Below are 21880 nucleotides of genomic sequence, written 5' to 3' on the forward strand. Positions count from 1 at the left end.
ATGATCAACGGTTCCCGCTGGCTGGCCTTCGCCGCCCTGGTGCTGGTTGGCTATCTGACCATCCACAACGGCTGGCTCGACTTCATTGCCGACCAGAATGAAGTGGCGAACTATCTCCACAGCCATGGTGTCGGCGGATTGGTGGTGATTACCCTCGCCGGCGCATTGTTTACCGGCCTCGGCGCTCCACGCCAGTTGCTCGCCTTCGTGCTGGGTTTTGCGCTGGGCGGGTTCAACGGGACACTGCTGTCGACCCTGGCCGCCGCCATCGGGGCCACCGGCTGTTTCCTGACCGCCCGCTGGCTGCTGCGAACGCCATTGAGCCGGCGGTTCAGCCATCGCATGCAGCAGTTTGATCGCCTGTTCCGGGAGCAGACGCTGTTGAAGGTTCTCATGGTGCGTTTGCTGCCGGTGGGCAGTAACCTGGTGACCAACCTTGTCGCAGGCTGCTCCGGGATCCGTTTCTCACCGTTCCTGTTCGGCAGCACCCTTGGCTACCTGCCCCAGATGCTGGTGTTTGCCCTGGCCGGTGCCGGTATCGGCAATGCTAATGCCTATCAGCTTGCCGTGAGCATCGGCTTTTTCATTCTCGCCTCGCTGATTGGTGCTTTTCTCTATCACAACCAGAGGGCCAGGACGCTGGCCGATTCCGTTTCCGACTCTCTCTGAGACCGAACCATGCCTGCATCACCCTTCGTCCGCCACCTGCCGGACACCGTGTTTAACCTTTCCCGCAATCAACTCCTGCTGTTACTGCTGGCCTTTGCCGCAGTCGTGATTTTTACCGGGATCGGACTACGTTCCCCCTGGCCTGCCGACGAACCGAGGTTCGCGGAAGTGGCCCGCGAAATGGTCGCCTCCGGGCAATGGCTGATCCCCATGCGGGGTGGTGAGTTCTACCCGGACAAGCCACCGGTGTTCATGTGGAGTATTGCCTTCTTTTACTGGCTGACCGGCAACCTGAAGATTGCATTCCTGCTGCCCAATGCGCTGTGTAGCCTGCTGACACTGGGACTGGTCTTTGATCTGGGCACCCGCCTGTGGAACCAGCGAACCGGTGCCATCGCGGTGATGTTGCTGATGCTCGCGCCACAGTTCGTGATCCAGGCCCAGAAAGCCCAGATCGATGCCATGGTTGCCTGCTGGATTGCCGTCGCCTGCTACGGTCTGATCCGACACTTTTTCACCGGGCCCGCCTGGGGCTGGTACTTTGTCGGCTGGGCGTTTATGGGGCTTGGAATCATCACCAAAGGGGTCGGATTTCTGCCGGCCCTGATGCTCATTCCCATTTTGGTCATGAAGCTTCGCGATCGCGCACTGTTCAGGGGTACACTAACCTGGCGCTGCGCACTGGGCCCGCTGGCCATGCTGGCAGTGGTTGCCGCCTGGCTGATTCCCATGGTGCTTTACGTTAACAATCTCGGCACCGAAGAGGCCCTGGCTTATCGGAACAATATCCTGTTCAAGCAGACCGGCGAGCGCTATGCCGACTCATGGGGCCATATCCAGCCCTGGTACTATTACCTCACCAGCGTCATCCCCTCGCTCTGGTTTCCTCTTCCGCTGTTGCTCCTGGCCTTGATCCGGCCCTTGTCTGAAACCGCCCGGTACCGGCCGATTATTCCTGTACTTCTGGGCTGGATTGCCCTGGTCATCGTGTTTTTCAGCCTCAGCCCCGGCAAGCGCGGTGTTTACCTGTTGCCAGCATTGCCCATGCTGGCCCTGATTCTCGCCCCGCTGCTCAGCAGCCAGAAACCGGCGGGGTGGTTTCCGCCGCTCCTGACAGGTGTGCAGTTCCTGCTCGGTATCGCGTTGATGGCGGTTGGCGTCCTGGCCTGGAACGACCACCCCAGGCTGGTTGAAAAAGTGGCCGACTACAGCACCGACCCGGCCAAACTGCACGAGGCGGGGACGTTCGTCTTCGTCATAGGACTGGCCTGGCTGATCACCCTGTTCGGGTTCTGGCGCTCCCGTGCGTTGGGGCGTCTGTTCCTGGCCATGATGATCACCTGGCTGCTGCTGGGCACCTGGGGCTATCGAATTCTTGAGCCGCTTCGAACTCCTCGCAACGTTCTGGCCGCCGCAGAACAGCATATCCCGCCCGGCGGGCAGCTCGGCATGATCGACTTCCGGGAACAGTTCCTGCTGTTTTCCAAACGCGACTTTACCCATTTCAGCTTCTTTACCGGTCGGGAACAGGAAAATCGCAATGCCTGGTTGTGGATGAGCGAAACCGAGGACAGCTATCTCCTCGTCGCCGATCAGATTGAGTTACCCTGCTTCACCAAAGAGGGTGCCATTCCCGTGGGCACGGCCCACCGGGACAGCTACCTATTATTGACTGATGAACAAATGAACCCCAGCTGCGCACCACCAGACAAGGTCAAACGGTTTACCACGCCTGAGCCCGGCAGTTGGCAGGATTGAGCTGGCGAGGGATTAAGAGAAGAAGAAACGATGAAAAAGCATGAAATTAAAGCCCGTCGGGAAGAAAACCGTGTTGATTCCGTGAAAATCGTACGATCCCCCTCGAATGCGCACGAATGGGTCATACTTTTTAAGGATATTGAAGGAAAGACCTTTTTCCTGATATCCGACGACGATCATGTTTGCAGCTACGCAAACCTGGATGCGACCGTCGAGGCACTCGACGCTCTGGGATTTGCCCGTGCCGAAGTGCTGTTCTGACAGGCCCTACCTGGTTTTGGGCAAAGTCACAGAAACCTGCAGGCCCTGACCTCCCGGGCCAGCATCCAGCCGGATATCGCCACCCATCCCCCGAATCAGGGTACGGGCAATAGCCAGGCCCAGGCCTGCGCCACCGGTTTCGCGGCTGCGTGAGTGTTCCAGCCGATAGAAGGGTTCAAAAACCCGTTCCCGGTCCGCCTCCAGAATACCCGGCCCCTGATCAACAATCGTGACAACCGCTTCTGTGTCTGTGGTTGCCAGTGTTACTTCCGCCTGCTCGCCATAATTAACCGCGTTCTCAATCAAATTACGCAGGGCACGTTTGACGGCTTCGGGCTGCCCCTGGAGTACACATCTCGGGCTGTCATCGCAGTGCACCGCCAAGCCCATTTCCTGGAGATCACCACACAGGCTGTCCAGCAGGGTCGCCAGATCATAGCGACGGTGCTGTTCGGTGGTGGTGCCCCGGATGAAATCGAGGGTGGCTTCGGCAAGATGCTGCATTTCCCTGAGGGAATCGAGAAGACGGTCCCTGTCCTCACCTTCCGGCAGCATTTCCACCCGCAGCCGCATGGAGGTAATGGGTGTCCTGAGGTCGTGAGCGAGAGCCGCCAGCAGCCTTGCCCGGTCTTCCTGGGCGCGGCCAACCTGATCCTGCATCTGGTTGAAGGCGCGGGTAACCTCACGAACATCCTCCGGTCCCTTTTCAGGAATCCGGACTTTCTCCCCCCGCCCGAACGCGTGGGCCGCCTGGCTCAACTCGTTTATTGGCCGCAGGATTCGACGAACCGCCAGCAACAAGGTCAGCGTGAGCAGCACTGCGGTAATGCCAACGCTGGTGAGCGTCGCCTTTAACCACAGCCAGGAGGGCGCCGGTGGCAGTGCCCGGGCATTGAACCACTGGCCGGAAGACAACGCCAGGGAAACACCCAGCACCGGCGGGCATTCCTGCCGTTCATCGTGATGGTCGTCATCATCACGGTGTTCTTCATACTCGTGGTGTTCATCATCCTCATCGTCATGCCGCTCACGGTCCCGATGATCATCGCGATCCCGCAGGCAGTCGTCTCCATCAGCCTCCATGGCCGTTCGAACCTGCGCCACGGGCAGACCCAGCTCCTCGGCCAGCCGGCGCCTCATGTCGGAGGACTGATCCTCGGTCAGATAGGGCGCGGGATCAATGGAAAGCCGCAGGGTCGGGCTGGAGAGTGCCCGGAGGATGCGCTCCTGCCGTTCCGGATCGGTAGTATCGGCCAGGGTATAGCCATCGGCCACCCGCTGGAGGACGTGTTCCAGACTGGCACTGCGCAACGCTCCCTGGCGCTCACCCGCCAGAATAACGATGGTGATAACCTGGGCCACCAGCAGCACCAGAATCAATAACAGCGCCAGCTGCCCACCGGCGCGCCGTGGCCACAGTCTCATTGTTCAGCCCCTTCGACCGCAGCAATCCACTGGTAGCCACCGCCCCAGATTGTCTTGATCAGCCTGGGGCTGCGGGCATCCGGGTCGATCTTTCGGCGCAGGCGGCTGACATGATTATCAATGCTTCGATCAAAGGCATCCGCCTCTCTGCCGAGGGTCAGGTCCATCAGCTGATCACGGGACAACACGCGGCCGGCGTGCTCAAGGAAGGCGAGCAGAAGCTTGTACTCGGCGGTACTCAACGACACCTCGACACCTTCCGGATCGATGAGTTGATGGCGGTCGACGTCCAGCGTCCAGCCCTCGAACGTCAGGGACTGCCCGGCCATGGGGCTGCGTTGCGGTGGCAGCGCTGTGGTACGGCGCAGAACTGCTTTTATGCGGGCCAACAACTCCCGGGGGTTAAAGGGTTTGGTGAGGTAATCGTCGGCGCCCATTTCGAGGCCGACAATGCGATCGGTTTCCTCGCTCATGGCTGTAAGCAGAATAACAGGCAACTCGGTGTGCTCACGAAGGTAACGGCAGAGCGTGAGGCCATCGTCCCCGGGCATCATGATGTCCAGCACAACCAGGTCGATGGAGTGCTGTCGCAACTGGCGCTTCAAGGCATCGCCGCCATCCGCCAGCAGCACGCGCAGGCCATGCTCCTGCAAATAGCGGCCGACCAGATCTCGAATGTCCCGGTGGTCATCGACCACCAGGATTGTGGGAGAGTCGCTCACTCGTTACTCCGTTGAATTACCGTCTGCCCTGATTATAGGGGAGTCGACTTCCCGCTTGGGCGCGATCTTGTCAAAAACCGTCGCAAATCCCTGCCTTGCGACAAGTTGCGACAAAGTCGGTGGGTCACCGAGACAATTCTGCGACGTTTCCTTGATGGAATAACTCCCGACCAACAATGACATTCCGTCATGGGTTTAACCAACCAAGGAGTTCGACCATGAAGAAAACGACCACCATTGCTGCTCTCTCCATCGCCGCGATACTCGGCGCCACGCCACTGCTTGCGTCTGCCGATGACGACTACGGGCGAGGTGACTGTGACGATCGTTACGAGAATCGCCACCACGGCAAATCCATGGGTTCCGATCTGAAGCAATACAGCACCGACGAAATGCGCATCATGGCTTACGGCCAGGCGCTAAGACGCTTCGGCCCGGGCGTGGATGTGTCCGTTGAGGAAACGTCGGATGGCACATACCGGGTCCAACTGCGAGATGCCGAGCAGAATCTGATCCGGGAGCAGGAGTTCAACCAGTACGGTGCCCCGGTTCGCGGCGGACACCGGAGCTGACTACCAACAGCCAGCGCGGGGCCCGAGAGGTGCCCCGCCAGCCTTTGATCAAGGAGAATCGCGATGACACTGATGGACGCTGACAACCGCTATGGTGCCGTTTCCCGGGCTGTGCACTGGATAATGGCGGTTTTGTTGCTGGTAATGCTTGCCAGCGAAGTCTGGTTTGAAGCCCTGGAGCACACACTCTCTGATGCGTCGCTTATGGCCTGGCACCAGACCCTGGGCCTGACCATTTTCGGGCTGGTTATCTTTCGCGGTCTCTGGCGCTGGCTTAACCGCGCACGTATAACACCACCGGCTCAATGGGCGACCATGGCCAAGCTCGGGCACATTGCGCTCTATGCCCTGATGATCCTGATGCCGCTGTCAGGGCTCGCATCCTCCCTCGGTGAAGGCGATCCTGTTACCTTTTTCGGCTGGACAGTCTTTGGCTACGGCCCGGAAATCGAGTGGCTGGAAGACAGCGGGGAAGAGGTTCATGAAGTGCTGGCCAACGTGTTGTGGCTCATGATTGGCGTACACGTAGCAGCTGCCCTGGCGCATCAGTACCTGCTGGGAGACCGGATCATGAAGCGCATGGCCTGACGGCCAAGATACAGGAAAACCCTCGGGCTCAAGCCACCGGCAGCGAATCGTCGCTGCCCCAGTCCGCCCAGGAACCATCGTAAAGAGAGAGCTGGTCATACCCGGCCAGCTCGGCCGCCAGCAGAATGATGCAGGCGGTGATGCCGGAACCGCAGGAAAACACCAGTTGATGCCCGTCTCCGGGCTGAAGGTTCGTACCGAGATGCCTGAACTTTGCCTCCAGCTCACTGACCGGCTTAAACCGGTAACCATCCAGCACCTCGGTAAACGGAAGACTGAGTGAGTTCGGAATATGGCCGCCGCGCACTCCCGGGCGGGGTTCCGGGGCCTGAGCCAGGAACCGCGCCCGGGATCTCGCATCAATCACCGAAACTCGCTCGTCGTCCAGATGCTGTAGCACGAAGGCGGAATCCCGAACCCGTCCGCGGTCCAGACGGCCCGCCACGTTCCCGGCGGAAGCCGCACTATTAATCGGGGCCGACACCGTCTCACGCCCCTCTGCCAACCACTGTGGCAGGCCACCATCGAGCACGAAAACCTGTTCGAGGCCCATCGACCGCAGAATCCACCAGGCCCGGGGAGCGGAATAGATTCCCTGGTTGTCGTAAAGCACCACCAGTCTTTCAGGCGTTATGCCCAGCCTGCGAACTTCCTGAGTGAACTGTTCCTCGGTAGGAAACGCATGGAGCTGGGACGATTCCGTATTGCAGAGCGTTCCCTCCAGATCAATCTGGAAGCTCCCCGGTATCCACACCGGGTGATCATAAACGATCGGCTCCTTGCCAATAACCGTGGCCATACTCGCGTCGATAAGAACCAACCGTTCGTTATCGAGGTTTTCCTGCAACCAGTCGGTGGTTACGAGTGGGGACGCCATGGTGTGCTCCTGTTCCTACCAGAAATAAACGGCCGACTTCTCAGGCCGACAAATCGCCAGACCTTCCCGGCTGCCGTCAGGACGTTGCGGCAATCACCGAGATTTCCACCAGCAACTCCGGCGACGCCATCTGAGCCTGAACGCAGGCCCGGGCCGGCGCCGTACCTTCAGGCACTCAGTTGTCCCACACCTCGTTCAGGGCTTTGAAATCGGCCATGTCTGCCAGGTAAATGGTTGCCGAAAGGATTCGATCGCGGCTGGAGCCGGCGGTCTCGAGCAGCTCGTCCACTTTCTCCAGCATCCCGGTTACCTGGGTATGAATATCGGCGTTACGGTCCTTGGCAACCTGACCGCAAAGGTAAGCAGTGCCGTTGTGTTTTACGATCTTGCTCATTCGGCTGTTGGTGGAAATACGTTCAATGGTCATGGTGATGGCCTTGTTGGGGATTTGAGTGACTATATAACCAATAACGGGCTCGAGGATAAAGCCTCACACTTCAGCCCGGCACAAACACCGGAAAACCATCCAGTTCGGCAGATAGCAAACGCTGGCCAAACAGGCTTTCGAGTGCAGAAGTCACCAGCATGTCGCGGGCCGGTCCCCAGCAGGCCTGACCGTCGGGGTACAGAAGGAGGATCTGGTCGCACCATCGCGCAGCCAGGTTGAGGTCGTGGAGGCACATGAACACGCCCCGGTCGCACGCTGCCTGCTGGCGCAGCAGCTTCATAACGGCGGTCTGGTGCTGTAAATCCAGGTGATTGGTGGGTTCGTCCAGGAGCCAGATTTCGGGGCTTTGGGTCATGAGGGTAGCAATGGCTACCCGCTGGCGTTCACCGCCGGAGAGGGTGTTTACCAGGCGATCTTTCAGGTGGATCACGTCCAGCTCTATCAGAGCCCTTTCAGCAATCGCGAGGTCATCACCACTCTCCATCTGCCAAGGCGATAACCAGGGGTGGCGGCCGATCAGGGCGGTTTCCAGTGCCGTTGCCGGGAATCCATCCTGCCGGTCCTGAAATACCAGGCCCATGCGTTGCGATACGGTCTTGCGGCGGATGCCGTCCAACGGCGTTCCATCAAGCAGCAGCTTTCCGCTTCTGGGCTCCCGCAATCCTGCGAGAGTATGGAGCAAGGTGGTTTTACCCACACCGTTAGGGCCCAGCACGCCCCAGACCTGTCCCGGTTCGATGGCCAGATTCAGGGGAACGCCTGAGCTGCGGCCCGGAATGTCGATAATCAGCGCTTCGGTTGCCAGGCGTGTCATCATCGGCTCCTATACAGCAGGTACAGGAAGGTCGGGACGCCGATCAGCGCGGTGATCACCCCAACCGGCAACTGCTCCGGCGCAATCACCACCCGCGCCAGGGTATCCGCCAGCACCAGCAGCGTACCGCCCGCCAGTGCGCAGGCCGGCAGAATCAGGCGCTGGTCGTTGCCCAGCACCAGCCGCAACATGTGCGGTACCACCAGGCCAACGAAACCAACCGAACCGGCCATGGTGACGGCGGCTGCGGTCAGCAGGCTGGCCATCAGGTAGATCGACCATTCCAGTGGCCGCACCGAAACGCCCAGCGCCGCCGCCTGCAGGGAGCCCCGTGCCAGCACGTTCAGGGCCCGGCCGAGCGGAAACACCATCAGGCATACGAGCACAAGAATGATCAGTCCCGGCCACGGAGTGGCGGCGTGGGAAAGATCGCCCATCAACCAATACAGCATGCCCGGCAATCGGCTGGCCGGGGTCATCGAGAGGATCAGGGTAATCATGGCGCCCCAGCCGGCGGCGACCACCACACCGGTAAGCAACAGCCGCGATGGGGTCCAGCTGCCACTGCCGTGAGCCAGACCAAACACCAGCAGGGTGGCCAGCATGGCACCTGCAAACGCGGAGCCGGATATCAGAAAACCGGCAGCGCCGGCCAGCATGGCCAATAACGCACCCACTGCCGCGCCACCAGAAAGCCCCAACACATAAGGATCGGCCAGGGGATTTCGCAACAATACCTGCATCAGTGCCCCGGCCACGGCCAGCAATCCGCCAGTTGCGAACGCGCTCAGGGTGCGAGGCAGGCGCAGCTCCAGAATCAGCGTTTGCTGCAACTCGGTGCCACTGCCGGTGATCACCCTCAGAGTGTCACCAAAACCGATGGACGTACTGCCAATGCTGACGGAGAGCAGTGCCGCCAGAAAGCCCGCCAGCAGCAGAATGAGGAGAGGTTTGTAAGGGCTAGAGATAGGCACGGGCCTGCTCCAGGGTCTGGCACAGGTGCCTGGCGCCGTCTGCCATACGTAGCGTGGGGCGCGCCAGAAGGTCCGGCGGTTCGAGGAAGAGGTTGCCGGCGGCTACCGCTGCCAGGCCCGGAAACTCGCGCCAGGCTTCCAGCCACTGCCTGTCGTCCGACGACCCGGCGGTAATAATGACTTCAGGGTTGGCTTCGAGAACCGCCTCCCGGCTGATCCGGGGCACCAGCCGTGGCAGCCCGCCAAACACATTCACTCCGCCGCACAGGGTTATGGCCTTGCTGATCAGCTCGTCCCGGTTCACGGTCATCAGTGGCTGGTCCCATATCTGGTAGAACACCTTAACCGGTCTGGCATCGGCATACTGAGCTTTAAGTTTGACTATTTCTGCACGAAACGCTTCGGCCCGCTCATTGCCGAGATCCGGTGAACCCGTCAGCAACGCCAGATCCGATACCGCCGCGGCAATGTCGTCAAACGTTCGCGGGGCTAGCCAGAATACGGAAATACCAAGGTCAGACAGCCGTTCCAATTGGCTGCGGGAATTGCCATCCACCCAGGCCACCACCAGGTCCGGTGCCAGCGAAACAATGGCTTCCAGGTCCAGGCGATTGCTGTCGCCCACCTGCGGTAAGTTCTCCGCCTCTGGCGGGTAGTCGCTCCAGGCACTCACCGCAACGACCTTTTCGTCGGCACCGGCGGAGAACAACAGCTCAGTGGCACCCGGTGACAAAGAAACAATACGCTGCGCTGGCTCGGCCAGGCATACCTTCTGGTTCAGTGCATCGCGTACGCAGGGTCCCTGGGCCTGCGCCAACGAGGGCGCAAGCAGAGACAGTACACACAGTGCAGCGAGCCATAGGTGCCTCATAGAGGGCGGGAGCCTCTCAGATCAATGAATTTACTGTTGGAAATCATAGCGCACCGAGGCCATGAAGGTTCGTCCGGCGGCCAGATAATCAAAGGGCGCGAAGGTCGCACTGTCATATCCGATGCTGGTGGCATACCGACGATCCAGCATGTTATCGACCTTGAATGAGGCCGACCAGCCAGGCTGGAAATTCCAGGCCGCTCTCAGGTCTACCGTGCCATAGCCCGGCAGCAGACTGGTATTTGCCGCATCGTTATAGCGGTCACTCTCGGCAATAAAGCTGGCGCCCACCGACCACTGGGAGAACAGGCGATCAATATCCAGACGCACGTTTTTTTCCGCGCGGCGTGGTAAACGGGCGCCGGTATCGCGATTCTCGGTATCCGCGTAGGTTACTGCTGCCGCCAGATTCCAGTCAGCCGTCTCGATACCGGAAGAAACCTCAACGCCACGGATTCTGGCCGTCTCGACGTTTTCCATGGTGCCCTCAAAGGTCACCGGGTCCGACACGTAGGTAATCAGGTCTTTCACGTCGTTCTGATAAAGCGCAATGTCCCAGTACCACCGGTCATATCGCCCGGAGAAACCGGCTTCGACCATCTGCCCCTCTTCCGCATCGAGGTCAGGATTACCGGTGTAGAACGGCACCGTCAGGTAAAGGTCATTAAAGGTGGGTGCCCGGAACGATGTCGCATAGCTGAGGCGAAAGCGATGGGCGCGGTCCAGCTGGTGACCGAAGGCCACACCGCCAGTCTCCTCTTTGCCATAGGCCTCGTTGTCATCCAGACGCAGACTGAGCATCAGATCGGTGGCATCAAAGTTCAAACGGCCCTGACCGAAAACCGCGCTGTTGGTCCGGCTGTCTTCTGTGAAATTGCTGGTGCCATCCACTTCGTCAAGCATGACCTCCGTACCCAGAACCAGCTCATGAACACCGGCCGTCAGGGTGTTTTCCCAGCGCGCGGAGCGAGACAGGGTGTCGAACGTGCTGGGATTGGCTCCGAAGGTATCCTGTTCGTCGCGAGCTTCCGAGAACTGGATACGTGTACGCCAGTAGTCACTGGCAACCGCTTCCAGATGCAGCCCCATGGCACGAATCAGGAAATCGGTATCACCGCCTTCAAACTCGGTATTACCTTCAGACTGGAAAACCGTCAGTCCTGCGCCGCCGCCCTGGTCAAAACTGTGGCTCAGTTTGGCCAGGCCACCAGCGTTCCGGAATCCTTTGTCCTCGCCGCCAGCACGCAGGTTCGTGCCATCGGTATCCGAATAAACGCCACCGGCCAGGAACGACGAACGGCCTTCCCGGCCAGCCAGCCCGGCCGTTGCCTCACGGGTTTCATGGGAACCGCCTTTCAGCTCGCCCCAACCCTGGCGCCCGGCCCCCGGTTCCAGGGTGAACGCCTGGATGACACCACCCACCGCATCGGCACCGTAGAGGGAACTCTTCGCACCTCGCACCAGCTCAACCCGTTCCATCAATTCGGGAGGCAAAAACTGCCAGGGTGGGATACCCGCAGAGGCCGAGCGCAGGCGGATACCATCGAGAAGCAGCACGGTACCTGAGCTGCCAGCGCCACGCAGGAATACGCTGGTAGTCTTGCCGTAACTGCCGTCCGACACCACGTTGATCCCCGGCTGGGCGCGCAGCAGGTCGCGGAATTCCGCGGGCTGTTGCCGATCAATATCCTCCTTCTCGATGACCGTAACCGAAGACAGGCTCTCCCCAACGGTCTTCGGCCCCAGTGTCGCGGTAACCACGATGGGATCCAGGGCATCGGATTCAGGGGCAGACTGGGCCGAAACGGCCAGAGGCAGGGCGGCCATGGCAACGCCGGCCAGTAAAACAGGGCTTTGAATTCTGAACATGAAACTTGCTCCGCACTCCGCGCGCACCCGCACGGGAATCTGGGTTTTGTTGCGGAACAGGGAATGGGGGCAGGCGGTAGACTGGTGTCAGGAATGCGGAACCGGCATATCACCCACCCAGGTTGCCCACCGCAACATCGGGTGTTTTTCCAGGCCGGTCTCCGGGCTGGCAGGCGGAACTCTGGGTTCCCGGGCAATCACCTTCCCATGTCTTGGCGACACAGTGGCGCACAGATTGCCGTTGTCCTGCTTACCGTTGCGGGGGCAGCATCGGACTTGCACTGGCGTGACCAGGCTCACCGATTTCCCGTTTCACCCGTCGCGCTTTGCGACGGGCACCTGAAAAAAGTGTGGCAAGGCTAGCAACACCGGGGTAAGCGGTCAATGAAATCCATCAAAGGTCGACATGGTCGCAGGCCTCTGCCACTGCTATATTCCATGACTGACAATCATTTTTTCTTCGCCAAAACAGGGAGTTTTATGCAGGCCGAGCTGGTCGACATCCGCAATCACATGGCTCAATACTCGCCGTTTGACGAGATGACCGAGGAGCTGCTCGACAGGGTGGTGGGCGGTATTGAGGTAGTCTACTTCAAGGCCGGCAGCCAGATCCTGGAATTCGGCGAGCCCAGCAACTGGCTGTATTACGTGCGCAGTGGCGCGGTAGAAATCTATCGGCGTTCGGGTGAACTGTATAACCGCATCAGCGAAGGCGAAATATTCGGCCAGTTTGGCCTCCTGATGAACCGGAAAGTGCGATTTCCGGCAAAAGCCCTTGAAGACACACTGGTCTACAAGATTCCGGGAGAAATCTTCCAGTACCTGTGGGAAAGTGACGACAACTTCGCCGATTTCGTCGAGATTGAAGACCGAAGCCGCCTGCGCTCTGCCGTTTCCCGCCGGGAAAAATCCAACGAGCTGATGACTTCCAAGGTCACGCGGCTGATATCCCGGGAACCGGTTACGGCACCACGCACTGTCCGGCTTCAGGAAGCCGCCCGGATCATGACTGAAAACGGTGTGTCCGCGTTGCTATTGATGGATGAGGAAGGTGAAAAGCCTCGGCTCAAGGGCATCATCACCGACCGCGACCTGCGTACCCGGGCACTCAGCGAAGCACTGGCCTCGGAAACCCCCATCAGCGAGATCATGTCGGAAGACCTTATCACCATTCGCTCGAATCTGTTCATATTCGAAGCCATGCTTACCATGCTGCACAACAACGTGCACCATCTTCCGGTGATGGACGGAGAGGAGGTTCGTGGTGTCATTGCGCTGTCTGACATCGTGAAATACGAGAGCCAGAGTAGCCTGTACCTGGTCAGCAATATCTATCACCAGCAGGATGTAAAAGGCCTCAAGAAAATCAGTCTGGATGTGCGCGACAGCTTCGTGCGTATGGTGAACGAGGATGCCAACTCCCACATGATCGGCAGCGCCATGGCCGGCATCGGGCGCAGCTTTACCCAGCGCCTGCTGGAACTGGGCGAAGAAAAGTTTGGACCACCGCCGGTGCCCTACTGTTTCATGGCACTTGGCTCCATGGCCCGGGACGAGCAGCTGGTGGTCACGGACCAGGATAACGCCATGATCCTGGACGACAGCTTTGTGCCGGAAGAACACGACGAATACTTCCTGGCGCTGGCGAAATTTGTCAGCGATGGCCTTGCGGAGTGCGGCTATACCTACTGCACCGGCGACATCATGGCCACCAACCAGAAATGGCGGCAGCCACTGCGCGTCTGGAAGGACTACTTCACCGACTGGATTGATAATCCGAAAGCCGAGGCTCTGTTAAACAGCAATATTTTCTTTGATCTGGATGGCATCTACGGCGAGACCGACTTTGCCGAACAGCTCAAGACACTGGTGGCGGACAAAGCCAGCAACAGCCAGCGGTTCCTGGCAATGCTGGCGCGCAACGCCCTGAACCGCACGCCGCCGATCGGCTTTTTCCGGACTTTCGTGCTGGAAGAGGATGGCAAGCACCAGAAGACCTTCAACCTGAAACGTCGCGGAACAGCGCCCCTGTCGGATCTGATCCGGGTTCATGCCCTGGCCTGCGGCTCCCGTGCACAGAACTCGTTCGAACGACTGAAAGCCATTGGCAACACCAAGCTCCTGCTGGACGACGATCTGGGCAACCTGAGGGATGCGCTTGAGTTTATCTCCATCGTTCGTATCCGACACCAGGCCCTGGCAATCGAGGCTGACCGGCAGCCGGACAACAACGTACGGCCCGAAGACCTTTCACCGTTTGAGCGCAGCCATCTCAAGGATGCGTTCCAGGTAGTCAGCGGTGCCCAGAAGTTCCTGAAATTCCGGTATCACGCCGGGGTGGCCCGTAATGTCTAGTGAGGAGCAGGCCGAGAATTCTGTTACACGCCTGCCATGGCCCGAGCAATTCAAGGCCCTGGCGGAGCAGAGCAAGTCCCCGATTCTTAAAGCCTATTACGAGAGTGGGTGTGTGTCGCCGGAGACGCCCTTATCCGAGGTGCCCTTTGTCGCGCTCGATTTCGAGACCACCGGGTTGGACGCCAATCAACATTCGATTGTCAGTATCGGTCTGGTGCCGTTTACGCTCGACGGCATCCAGCTGGGCAAAGCCCGCCACTGGATCGTGCGGCCCAAGCTCCCGCTACACCAGACCTCGATTACTATCCACGGCATTACCCACAGTGATATCGACCAGGCCCCGGATTTGAACGATATCCTGAAGGATCTGTTTGCCAGCCTGAATGGGCGTATCCCCGTGGTTCACTACCGCAACATCGAGAGATCGTTCTTCGACGTTGCCCTGCAATGGCGCTTGGGGGAAGGAATCCGGTTTCCGTTGATCGATACCATGGCCATTGAGGCTCACCTGCACCCGGACCGAAACCCGTCACGCTGGCAACAACTGCTGGGGAAGAAGCCCGTGTCGATTCGCTTGGCTGATAGCCGGCTGCGTTATGGGCTGCCTCACTATGCCGCCCACAACGCCCTGATTGATGCGGTTGCCACGGCTGAACTCCTGCAGGCCCAGGTGTTGCACCATTTCAGCCGGGACACCCGGGTGGCGGATTTGTGGTTGTGAGTCAGGCGTCGCTCTCTGGTCTGACGTCATCAACCCATTTGCCATAACCGGCCTCTTCCATCTTCTCCAGCGGGATAAAGTCCATAGACGCGGAGTTCATGCAGTAGCGTAGTCCGGTTGGCGCAGGGCCATCGTTGAAGACATGGCCAAGGTGGGAATCCGCGTGGCTGCTGCGGATTTCCGTACGGGTCATGAAGAACGAGTTGTCCTCACGTTCCACCACCGCGTCTGGTGTGATCGGCCGGGTAAAGCTGGGCCAGCCGGTACCGGATTTGTACTTGTCCCGTGAAGAAAACAGCGGCTCGCCGGAGACAATATCCACGTAGAGTCCTGGCTTCTTGTTGTCCCAGTATTTGTTGTTAAACGCCGGCTCGGTGCCGTCTTCCTGGGTCACCTCGTACTGCATATCCGTCAGGCGCTGCTTCAGGACATCCTGAGCCGGCTTTTCAAAGCTTGCCGGATCGAAGCCAACGCCCATCTGGCCGGGCTCTGTGCTGGCGCTTTCATCGCCCACCAGATCGTCACTGGCGTCCACTGTGGCATTCTCCTGGAACCGGGTGTAATCGAGCTCGTAATCTTCGCCATACACCTTCTCGATAAACTGATAGCGTCCAGAGTTGAAGGTGTAGAAGTTGTAGCGCACCGGGTTTTTGTCGTAATAATCCTGGTGGTATTCCTCCGCCGGGTAAAATTTCTCAAACGGCACGATTTCGATCACCACGGGTTTCTCGTAAACTCCGGATGCCTCCAATTCTGCAACGGCCGCCTCGGCCAGGCGCTTCTGCTCAGCGTTATGGTAGAAAATAGCAGGACGATACTGCTGGCCGCGGTCCACAAACTGACCCTGATTATCGGTCGGGTCCATCATCCGCCAGAGCGCCTGCAACAAGCCCTCGTATGTCATTTCGTTGGGGTCGTAATAGACCTGTACCGCTTCGGTATGGCCAGTCTGCCCCGAGGCAACCTGCTTGTAGGAGGGGCTTGCCTCTTTCCCACCAGAATAGCCCGAGACTACTTCCACCACGCCCGGCACCCGCTTTTCGTACCCGGCCTCAACACACCAGAAACAACCGCCAGCAAAGGTCGCCACGGCCAGACCCGGTTGATCCGGTGCGTATTTGCTCATCTGCGACTCCGACTTTTCGGCAACCGCGTAGGTGGTGAACAGACCAACTGCAGAGACAAATGCCACTGCGGAAAACAGACCCATGATCTTGCGTTTCATCAGATATCTCCTTCACGTGATTCCATACCTACAGCGTAGGGCGGTGGATTCACGAAAACGTTCACCAGGTATTACGAATTCATAACGCTGTGGATTTTTCGCCGCCCGCGACCGAGCTGTCGCGGGCCAGGGGCAGCCAGACACTGAAAACGGCGCCATCGGCATTGCGTACCGAGAGTTTTCCCTGCTGCAGCGTCACCATTCGCTGGGCAATCGCGAGCCCCAGACCGGCATGGCCCGTCCTGGACGCACCTGCGGCCTGATAAAAGGGTTCGAAGACGTGCTCCAGGTCCTCATCATCGATACCGGGGCCAGCGTCGGCGACGGTAATTTGCGCACCCCCGGCCTGTTCGACAACGCCCAGTGTGATCTCCGTATCTTTCGGCGAATGGCTGAGGGCGTTGCTGATCAGGTTATCCAATACCCGCTCGGTCATGGCGATATCCGCCAGCACCTGGACCGGAGCGACGGAAACAATCGACAGGGCAACGCCTGCGCGCTCCGCCTCGGGTTGGTGCTTCTGCACCACGTCATGCAGCAGTTCGGCAACCACAAACGGTTCCGTCTTCGGCTGTTTCTCCCGGGCATCCAGTGCGGCAAGTTCAAACAGTTCCTCCACAAGACGACCAAGCCGGTGGCTTTCGGTCAGGGCCACATCCAGGAAACGTGCCCGCTCCTCGGCGGCGAGCGTGTCCTGTTTCATGCGCAATGCTTCGATATAACCCTGGATGGATGCCAGTGGCGTTCTAAGGTCGTGGGAGACCTGGGCAACCAGCTGCCGGCGCTGGGCATCCTTGTGTTTCAGAAGGTCCAGCTGGGCAACAATTCGCTGGGCCATCTGATCGAACCGGGCGGCCAGGTAATCAATGTCATCGCCTTTGCCCGCCACCGCGGCGGCGCGCTCCGGAGACATGCCGCGCTCGAAGGATTCCACCCGCTCGGTCAGCCGCGACAGCCGACGCGTCAGCAACCGGAAGAACACCAGCCCGGCCAGCAAGCCGACGAACAGGCTCACCGCCAGCGCGCCCGCGCCTAACTGGAGGAGCCGGTTACTGTGCACCATGCTCTCGGCCAGGTCGTACTCCTCGCCGCGCAGAACCACGTACAGATAACCCGTTGGATCCGCAGCCGAAGGCACCGGCGTTACCGAGAAGACCTTCCGCCGGTCATGACTGCGCGGATCATCGCCGGGCAGTGGGTAAGCGCCCGGGTTTTCAAGCAGCGTGCGTACCGGTTCCAGGGATACCCGGTTGCGCTTGATCTTGTTCGGGTCGGCGGAGTAGGAAAGGATATTACCTTCGGTATCCAGCAGGTAGATTTCGATACTGGGGTTGATGGTCATGTACAGCTCGAAGAGCTGCTTCAGGGCATCGCGGTTGAGCTTGCCATCGGTAACCAGGTTGCGGTCAGACACCAGGTTACGGGCGAGGTCGCGGTTCAGCTGCTGGTTGACCGCAGCCGAGTATTCCCTCACCGAAGCCAGACTCAGAAAGGTAAAGAGCCCACCCACCACGAGCAGCAGCAGGAACAGACCGATCGCCAGCCGGGCATAAAGGGTGCGGAAGACAGACAGGGCCATCGCTAATCCATGAACCGATAGCCAACACCCCAGACCGTCTGGACGTATCGTGGGTCGGCGGGATCGGCTTCAATCTTGTTGCGCAGGCGGTTGATGTGGGTGTTCACGGTATGCTCGTAGCCCTCATGGTTGTAACCCCACACAGAATCGAGCAATTGCGCCCGGCTGAACACCCGGCCCCGATGGGAGGCAAAGTGCCAGAGCAGGTCGAACTCGCGGGCGGTCAGGTCCACTTCCCGATCATCCACAAACACTCGCCGGCGAACCGGATCAATCCGAAGCCCGTCCACCTCAATCTCATCAGCCTGACCGCCGGCAGGCGCTGCCTGAGAGAGTGCGTCTACCCGTCGGAAAAGCGCTTTGACGCGCGCTGCCAGCTCCGCCACGCTGAACGGCTTCGTCAGGTAATCGTCCGCGCCCATCTCCAGGCCCAGGACCCGATCCAGCTCTGTGCTCTTTGCCGTCAACATCAGAACCGGCACATAGCCCGGGCAGGCACGAATCTCGCGGCACACCGCCAAACCATCCAGGCCAGGCAACATCAGATCCAGAATAACCAGATCGACGCCGCCCTCACGGAACCTTTCCAGGCCGGTGTCCCCCCGGTCCACGAGCACGGGCTTCATTCCCAGATCTGAAACCTGCATACGGACCAGCTCACCGATGCCGGGGTTGTCTTCAATAATCAGTACCGTTCGCGTCATGGTGATGGGCTTCGCTGAATTTGCCGGAGGCTTTCGATGCTTTCATGGCAGAGTGTAGGCGGAAAAGTTCACAAAACCATCACAAGCCGTCAGAACCGCGCGCATAGCCGGCTCCGGGTTTAGCCGTTAAAATGAATCCAAATTCGGGCATGAGGTTTCAGTGGCAGACAAAACCGTAACCAGGGCAACACCGGCCGAGGCGTTCAAGCGAGCACGTCGCATGTGGCTCAAGGGTGAGCGCATTCACTTGGCGCCGCTGGCTGATGAGCTCGGAATTGGCCGCGCCACCCTGTTTCGCTGGGTCGGCAACAAGGATCTGCTGATCGGCGAGATTCTCTGGTCCCTGTACGAACCCCTTTGGCGACAGGCCATGGCCGAAACGCCCGGCACTGGCGTGGACTACATTGTCGGCGTGTACCGCCGCACCAACTCCGCGATCCTGCACTTCGAGCCGCTGCGGCGATTCATCAACCAGGACCCGGAATATGCCCTGAAGATCCTCACCTCGTCCCAGTCGATCCTGCACACTCGCACGGTCGAAACCAACACGCGGATGCTGAAAGACCAGGTAGCGGCCGGGCATATCAAGCCACCAATGAACATCTTCAGCCTGTCTTACTTCATGATTAGACTGGCAGAGTCCTGCCTTTACAGCGACATCATCGCCGGACGCGAACCCAGGGAAGCAGAATTGGAGGATGCCTGTACGGCCGTGCGGATTTTGCTTGGGGGGAAGGCCTAGGGCTTACAGGCTTTGGGGGCTGGCCCCGAGGCGAGGGTGTCTTTTCTTCTGGGAAAAACAACTCGCTTCGCTCAGACATTTTTTCCCGGCAGAAAAGACACCCCCACCCCGTGGCCGATCTAACTCTCAGGGCCACCGATCGGCAGCCCAGCCTATCGGCATTTACAGCTGCAAAGACCGGATTTCCAGAAACTCCTCCAGTCCCCACTTGCCAAATTCGCGGCCGATACCGGAATGGCCGAAGCCGCCAAACGGTGCCATCGGGTTAAACGCACCACCGTTCACGAATACCTGGCCAGTGCGCAGCTTGCTGGCAATTTTCTTGGCCTTGGCGTCGTCGCCGGACCAGACTGCACCGGAAAGGCCGTACTGGGTGCCGTTGGCGATTTTCACCGCTTCTGCTTCGTCGTTGTACGGGATCACGCACAGCACCGGCCCGAAAATTTCCTCCTGGGCGATGCGGCTGTCCGGTTTTACGTTGCCGAAGACGGTCGCCTTGACGAAGTAACCTTTCTCGCATCCCTCGGGCGCTTCCGGCCCACCGGCGATGAGCTTGGCACCTTCCTGGATACCCAGTTTGATGTAGTCGATCACCTTGTCACGCTGCTGGGCAGACGACAGCGGGCCCAACCGTGTGGTTTCTTCCAGCGGGTTACCCGGGGTCATTTTAGCCACGGCAGCGGCGGCCAGTTCACAGGCCTCGTCGTGCTTGTCGGCCGGAACCAGCATGCGGGTGAGTGCGGTGCAGGTCTGGCCGGAGTTCAGCAGGCAGTTGTTGATGGTACCTTTAACAGCAGCCGCCAGGTCGGCGTCCGGGAGGATCACGGAGGCGGATTTGCCGCCCATCTCCAGAGCAAAGCGTTTGAAGTCATCGGCTGCGGCGTGGGCGATCAGGTTGCCGGTGCGGGTGGAGCCGGTGAAGGACACCATGCGCACATCCGGATGCTTGATCAGGGTATCACCCACGGTATGACCATAGCCGCACACCATGTTGAACACGCCCTTGGGCAGGTCTGTGCCATCGAGGATCTCGGCAAGGATAAACGCCGTCTGGGGGGCGATCTCCGAAGGCTTGAGCACCACGGTGCAACCGGCCGCAATCGCCGGAACGATTTTCAGGATCACCTGGTGCAACGGGTAGTTCCAGGGGGTAATGCAACCAACCACACCGACCGGCGCATATTGCACCTCGGAGTTGCCGGACTGTTCGGTAAACGGGAAGTCGGGCAGCAGTTTCAGGTAGCTCTTGGTCACGGCTGCCGGCATACCAGCCTGGATCGGCGTGGCCAGCTTGATGGGCATGCCCACTTCCCGGCAGACGGTCTCGGCGATTTCCGGCGCGCGCTCTTTCAGGCCCGCGTGCAGCTGTTCCAGCACCTTGATCCGTTCTTCCAGGGTGCTTTCCGACCAGCTTTCAAACGCCGCATCGGCGGCGGCAATGGCCTGTTCCATTTCATCCGCGCCGGCGGCGGGAACGCGGGCAATCACGTCACCGGTGCCAGCTTCGTGAACGTCGATCATGTCACCGGCCCAGCTAACCCATTGGCCGTTGATGTAGTTCCTGTTCAGCTCGTTCATGCTTCCCCCTTCATTCAAATACGATAACGCCACGGGCGTTCTTGCCTGCCACCATATCATCGAACGCCTGTGCGGCTTCTTCTATGGTGTAGGTACGGGTAACCAGTTCATCCAGTTTGAGTTTACCAGCCTTGTAAAGACCCAGGATCCTGGGGAAATCGTGCTGCGGCCTTGCCGAACCCAGCCAGCTGCCTTTCAAGGTTCGCTCGTCCGCCGGCAGGGTGAGGGTGGTCAGCGAGGTCTTGTCCTTCGGATCTGCCACACCCACGACCACGGCGGTACCGCCACGGCCCAGACTCTTGTAGGCCTGTTCCACCACCGGCCCGGCACCGACGCATTCGAAGGCGTAGTCAACGCCGCCGGTCATTTTCTTCACAGCCTTGGCGGCGTCCTCCACCTCGTTGATATTCACGGTGTGGGTGGCACCAAACTCTTTCGCCATCGCCAGCTTGGCGGGGTTGCTGTCCACCGCCACGATCATCTCGGCGCCGGCGGTCACGCAGCCCTGGATCGCGTTGAGGCCAACGCCACCGATGCCAAACACGGCGGCTCGGGAGCCGGGCTCCAGCTTTGCCGTATTGAAGACAGCGCCGACACCGGTCATCACAGCGCAACCCACCAGGGCGGCGTTCTGCATCGGCACGGTTTCGTCCACTTTCACGCAGTTGTCCACGTGCATGGTGGCGAACTCGGCCATCACGCCGCAGGCGCCGAAGACGTTCAGGGGCTCGCCGTCCGCGCCTTTGGTTCTGACCGTGCCATCCGGCAGGTTGAACATGGCCTTGCGGGCGTTCTCACAGAGCACCGGGCGGCCACGAACACACTGGCTGCATTTGCCGCACATGGATATGAAGGTACTCACCACATGGTCGCCTTCCTTGAAGGCCGTGACGCCCTCACCGACTTCGACAACCACGCCTGCGGCTTCGTGCCCCAATACAAGGGGAGGCGGGTAGGGAATCTTACCCGTGGTGGCGGACAGATCGCTGTGGCAAACGCCGCAGGCCGCGATCTTGATGGTGATTTCATCCCGCTTGGGACCTTCCACCGTGATGGTTTCCACCTGAACAGGCTGCCCCCATTCCCGGCAGACGACGGCTTTTGCTTGTCTGTCCATGCATTTCCCCT

The 21880-nt window shown here is 59.7% G+C and carries 20 protein-coding genes, 1 pseudogene and 1 riboswitch; of the genes and pseudogenes, 8 read left to right on the plus strand and 13 right to left on the minus strand.

The features are described 5' to 3' along the window. The 3 genes from BM035_RS09215 to BM035_RS09225 are packed head-to-tail and all read left to right on the plus strand — an operon-like array spanning position 1 to position 2688. Positions 1-669: a TVP38/TMEM64 family protein gene (locus BM035_RS09215; protein ID WP_008177101.1), complete on the plus strand. Its 669-nt coding sequence runs from the start codon at positions 1-3 to the stop codon at positions 667-669. Between the two features lie 9 nt (positions 670-678). After that, entirely contained in the window at positions 679-2427 is a 1749-nt protein-coding gene (locus BM035_RS09220) for an ArnT family glycosyltransferase (RefSeq protein ID WP_053113689.1), read from the plus strand. A gap of 30 nt (positions 2428-2457) precedes the next feature. Next, positions 2458-2688 (plus strand): hypothetical protein, encoded by a 231-nt coding sequence (locus BM035_RS09225; protein ID WP_014579080.1) that lies wholly within the window; start codon positions 2458-2460, stop codon positions 2686-2688. A 6-nt stretch (positions 2689-2694) separates the two neighbouring features. Here BM035_RS09225 and BM035_RS09230 read toward each other — a convergent pair whose 3' ends face one another. Next, positions 2695-4113: a sensor histidine kinase gene (locus tag BM035_RS09230; protein ID WP_053113686.1), complete on the minus strand. Its 1419-nt coding sequence runs from the start codon at positions 4111-4113 to the stop codon at positions 2695-2697. Continuing rightward, entirely contained in the window at positions 4110-4835 is a 726-nt protein-coding gene (locus BM035_RS09235; RefSeq protein WP_008177094.1) for a response regulator, read from the minus strand. The genes BM035_RS09230 and BM035_RS09235 overlap by 4 nt, the downstream gene beginning before the upstream one ends. A gap of 218 nt (positions 4836-5053) precedes the next feature. Here BM035_RS09235 and BM035_RS09240 point away from each other — a divergent pair, with 218 nt between their 5' ends. Next, entirely contained in the window at positions 5054-5407 is a 354-nt protein-coding gene (locus tag BM035_RS09240) for a hypothetical protein (RefSeq protein ID WP_008177093.1), read from the plus strand. Positions 5408-5470: 63 nt separating this feature from the next. Beyond that, positions 5471-5995, plus strand: coding sequence for a cytochrome b (locus BM035_RS09245; protein WP_008177091.1), 525 nt, complete (start codon positions 5471-5473; stop codon positions 5993-5995). 28 nt (positions 5996-6023) lie between these two features. On the opposite strand, the gene BM035_RS09250 is transcribed toward BM035_RS09245, so the two are convergent. The 6 genes and pseudogenes from BM035_RS09250 to BM035_RS09275 form a co-directional block, all read right to left on the minus strand. Next, positions 6024-6872 carry a sulfurtransferase gene (locus BM035_RS09250; protein WP_008177089.1) on the minus strand — a complete coding sequence of 283 codons (849 nt, stop codon included), beginning with the start codon at positions 6870-6872 and terminating at the stop codon, positions 6024-6026. Between the two features lie 76 nt (positions 6873-6948). Further along, positions 6949-7299: pseudogene (locus BM035_RS09255) on the minus strand (RidA family protein). A gap of 70 nt (positions 7300-7369) precedes the next feature. After that, positions 7370-8134: an ABC transporter ATP-binding protein gene (locus BM035_RS09260; RefSeq protein WP_041645928.1), complete on the minus strand. Its 765-nt coding sequence runs from the start codon at positions 8132-8134 to the stop codon at positions 7370-7372. Next, complete coding sequence (locus BM035_RS09265; RefSeq protein ID WP_092031308.1) at positions 8134-9108, minus strand: FecCD family ABC transporter permease; 975 nt, start codon at positions 9106-9108, stop codon at positions 8134-8136. The genes BM035_RS09260 and BM035_RS09265 overlap by 1 nt, the downstream gene beginning before the upstream one ends. Then, complete coding sequence (locus tag BM035_RS09270) at positions 9095-9979, minus strand: cobalamin-binding protein (RefSeq protein ID WP_092031310.1); 885 nt, start codon at positions 9977-9979, stop codon at positions 9095-9097. The genes BM035_RS09265 and BM035_RS09270 overlap by 14 nt, the downstream gene beginning before the upstream one ends. Before the next feature lie 30 nt (positions 9980-10009). Next, a complete protein-coding gene (locus BM035_RS09275) occupies positions 10010-11848 on the minus strand; it encodes a TonB-dependent receptor plug domain-containing protein (RefSeq protein ID WP_092031312.1) in 1839 nt (612 codons plus the stop codon). 135 nt (positions 11849-11983) lie between these two features. After that, positions 11984-12206, minus strand: a riboswitch (cobalamin riboswitch). Positions 12207-12328: 122 nt separating this feature from the next. Here BM035_RS09275 and BM035_RS09280 point away from each other — a divergent pair. Both BM035_RS09280 and BM035_RS09285 read left to right on the plus strand, forming a co-directional pair. Further along, positions 12329-14203 (plus strand): putative nucleotidyltransferase substrate binding domain-containing protein, encoded by a 1875-nt coding sequence (locus tag BM035_RS09280; protein ID WP_092031313.1) that lies wholly within the window; start codon positions 12329-12331, stop codon positions 14201-14203. Continuing rightward, positions 14196-14924 carry a 3'-5' exonuclease gene (locus BM035_RS09285; RefSeq protein ID WP_008177073.1) on the plus strand — a complete coding sequence of 243 codons (729 nt, stop codon included), beginning with the start codon at positions 14196-14198 and terminating at the stop codon, positions 14922-14924. Before BM035_RS09280 ends, BM035_RS09285 begins: the two co-directional genes overlap by 8 nt. A 1-nt stretch (position 14925) precedes the next feature. On the opposite strand, the gene msrB is transcribed toward BM035_RS09285, so the two are convergent. The 3 genes from msrB to BM035_RS09300 all read right to left on the minus strand — a co-directional run bounded on the left by msrB (position 14926) and on the right by BM035_RS09300 (position 18432). Next, complete coding sequence (msrB, locus tag BM035_RS09290) at positions 14926-16149, minus strand: peptide-methionine (R)-S-oxide reductase MsrB (protein WP_008177071.1); 1224 nt, start codon at positions 16147-16149, stop codon at positions 14926-14928. Between the two features lie 79 nt (positions 16150-16228). After that, on the minus strand, positions 16229-17728 hold the full coding sequence (locus tag BM035_RS09295) for a sensor histidine kinase (protein ID WP_092031316.1): 1500 nt from the start codon (positions 17726-17728) through the stop codon (positions 16229-16231). 2 nt (positions 17729-17730) lie between these two features. Beyond that, entirely contained in the window at positions 17731-18432 is a 702-nt protein-coding gene (locus tag BM035_RS09300) for a response regulator transcription factor (protein WP_092031318.1), read from the minus strand. Between the two features lie 160 nt (positions 18433-18592). Between BM035_RS09300 and BM035_RS09305 the strand changes: the two genes are divergently transcribed. Continuing rightward, a complete protein-coding gene (locus BM035_RS09305; RefSeq protein ID WP_014579065.1) occupies positions 18593-19174 on the plus strand; it encodes a QsdR family transcriptional regulator in 582 nt (193 codons plus the stop codon). A gap of 162 nt (positions 19175-19336) precedes the next feature. Here the strand turns inward: BM035_RS09305 and BM035_RS09310 are convergent, their stop codons facing one another. Then, entirely contained in the window at positions 19337-20752 is a 1416-nt protein-coding gene (locus tag BM035_RS09310; RefSeq protein WP_008177061.1) for an aldehyde dehydrogenase family protein, read from the minus strand. 10 nt (positions 20753-20762) lie between these two features. After that, positions 20763-21869 carry a zinc-binding dehydrogenase gene (locus BM035_RS09315; protein ID WP_008177059.1) on the minus strand — a complete coding sequence of 369 codons (1107 nt, stop codon included), beginning with the start codon at positions 21867-21869 and terminating at the stop codon, positions 20763-20765. Positions 21870-21880: the final 11 nt, after the last annotated feature.

The organism is Marinobacter sp. DSM 26671 (genome assembly GCF_900112835.1).
Taxonomy (GTDB): domain Bacteria; phylum Pseudomonadota; class Gammaproteobacteria; order Pseudomonadales; family Oleiphilaceae; genus Marinobacter; species Marinobacter flavimaris.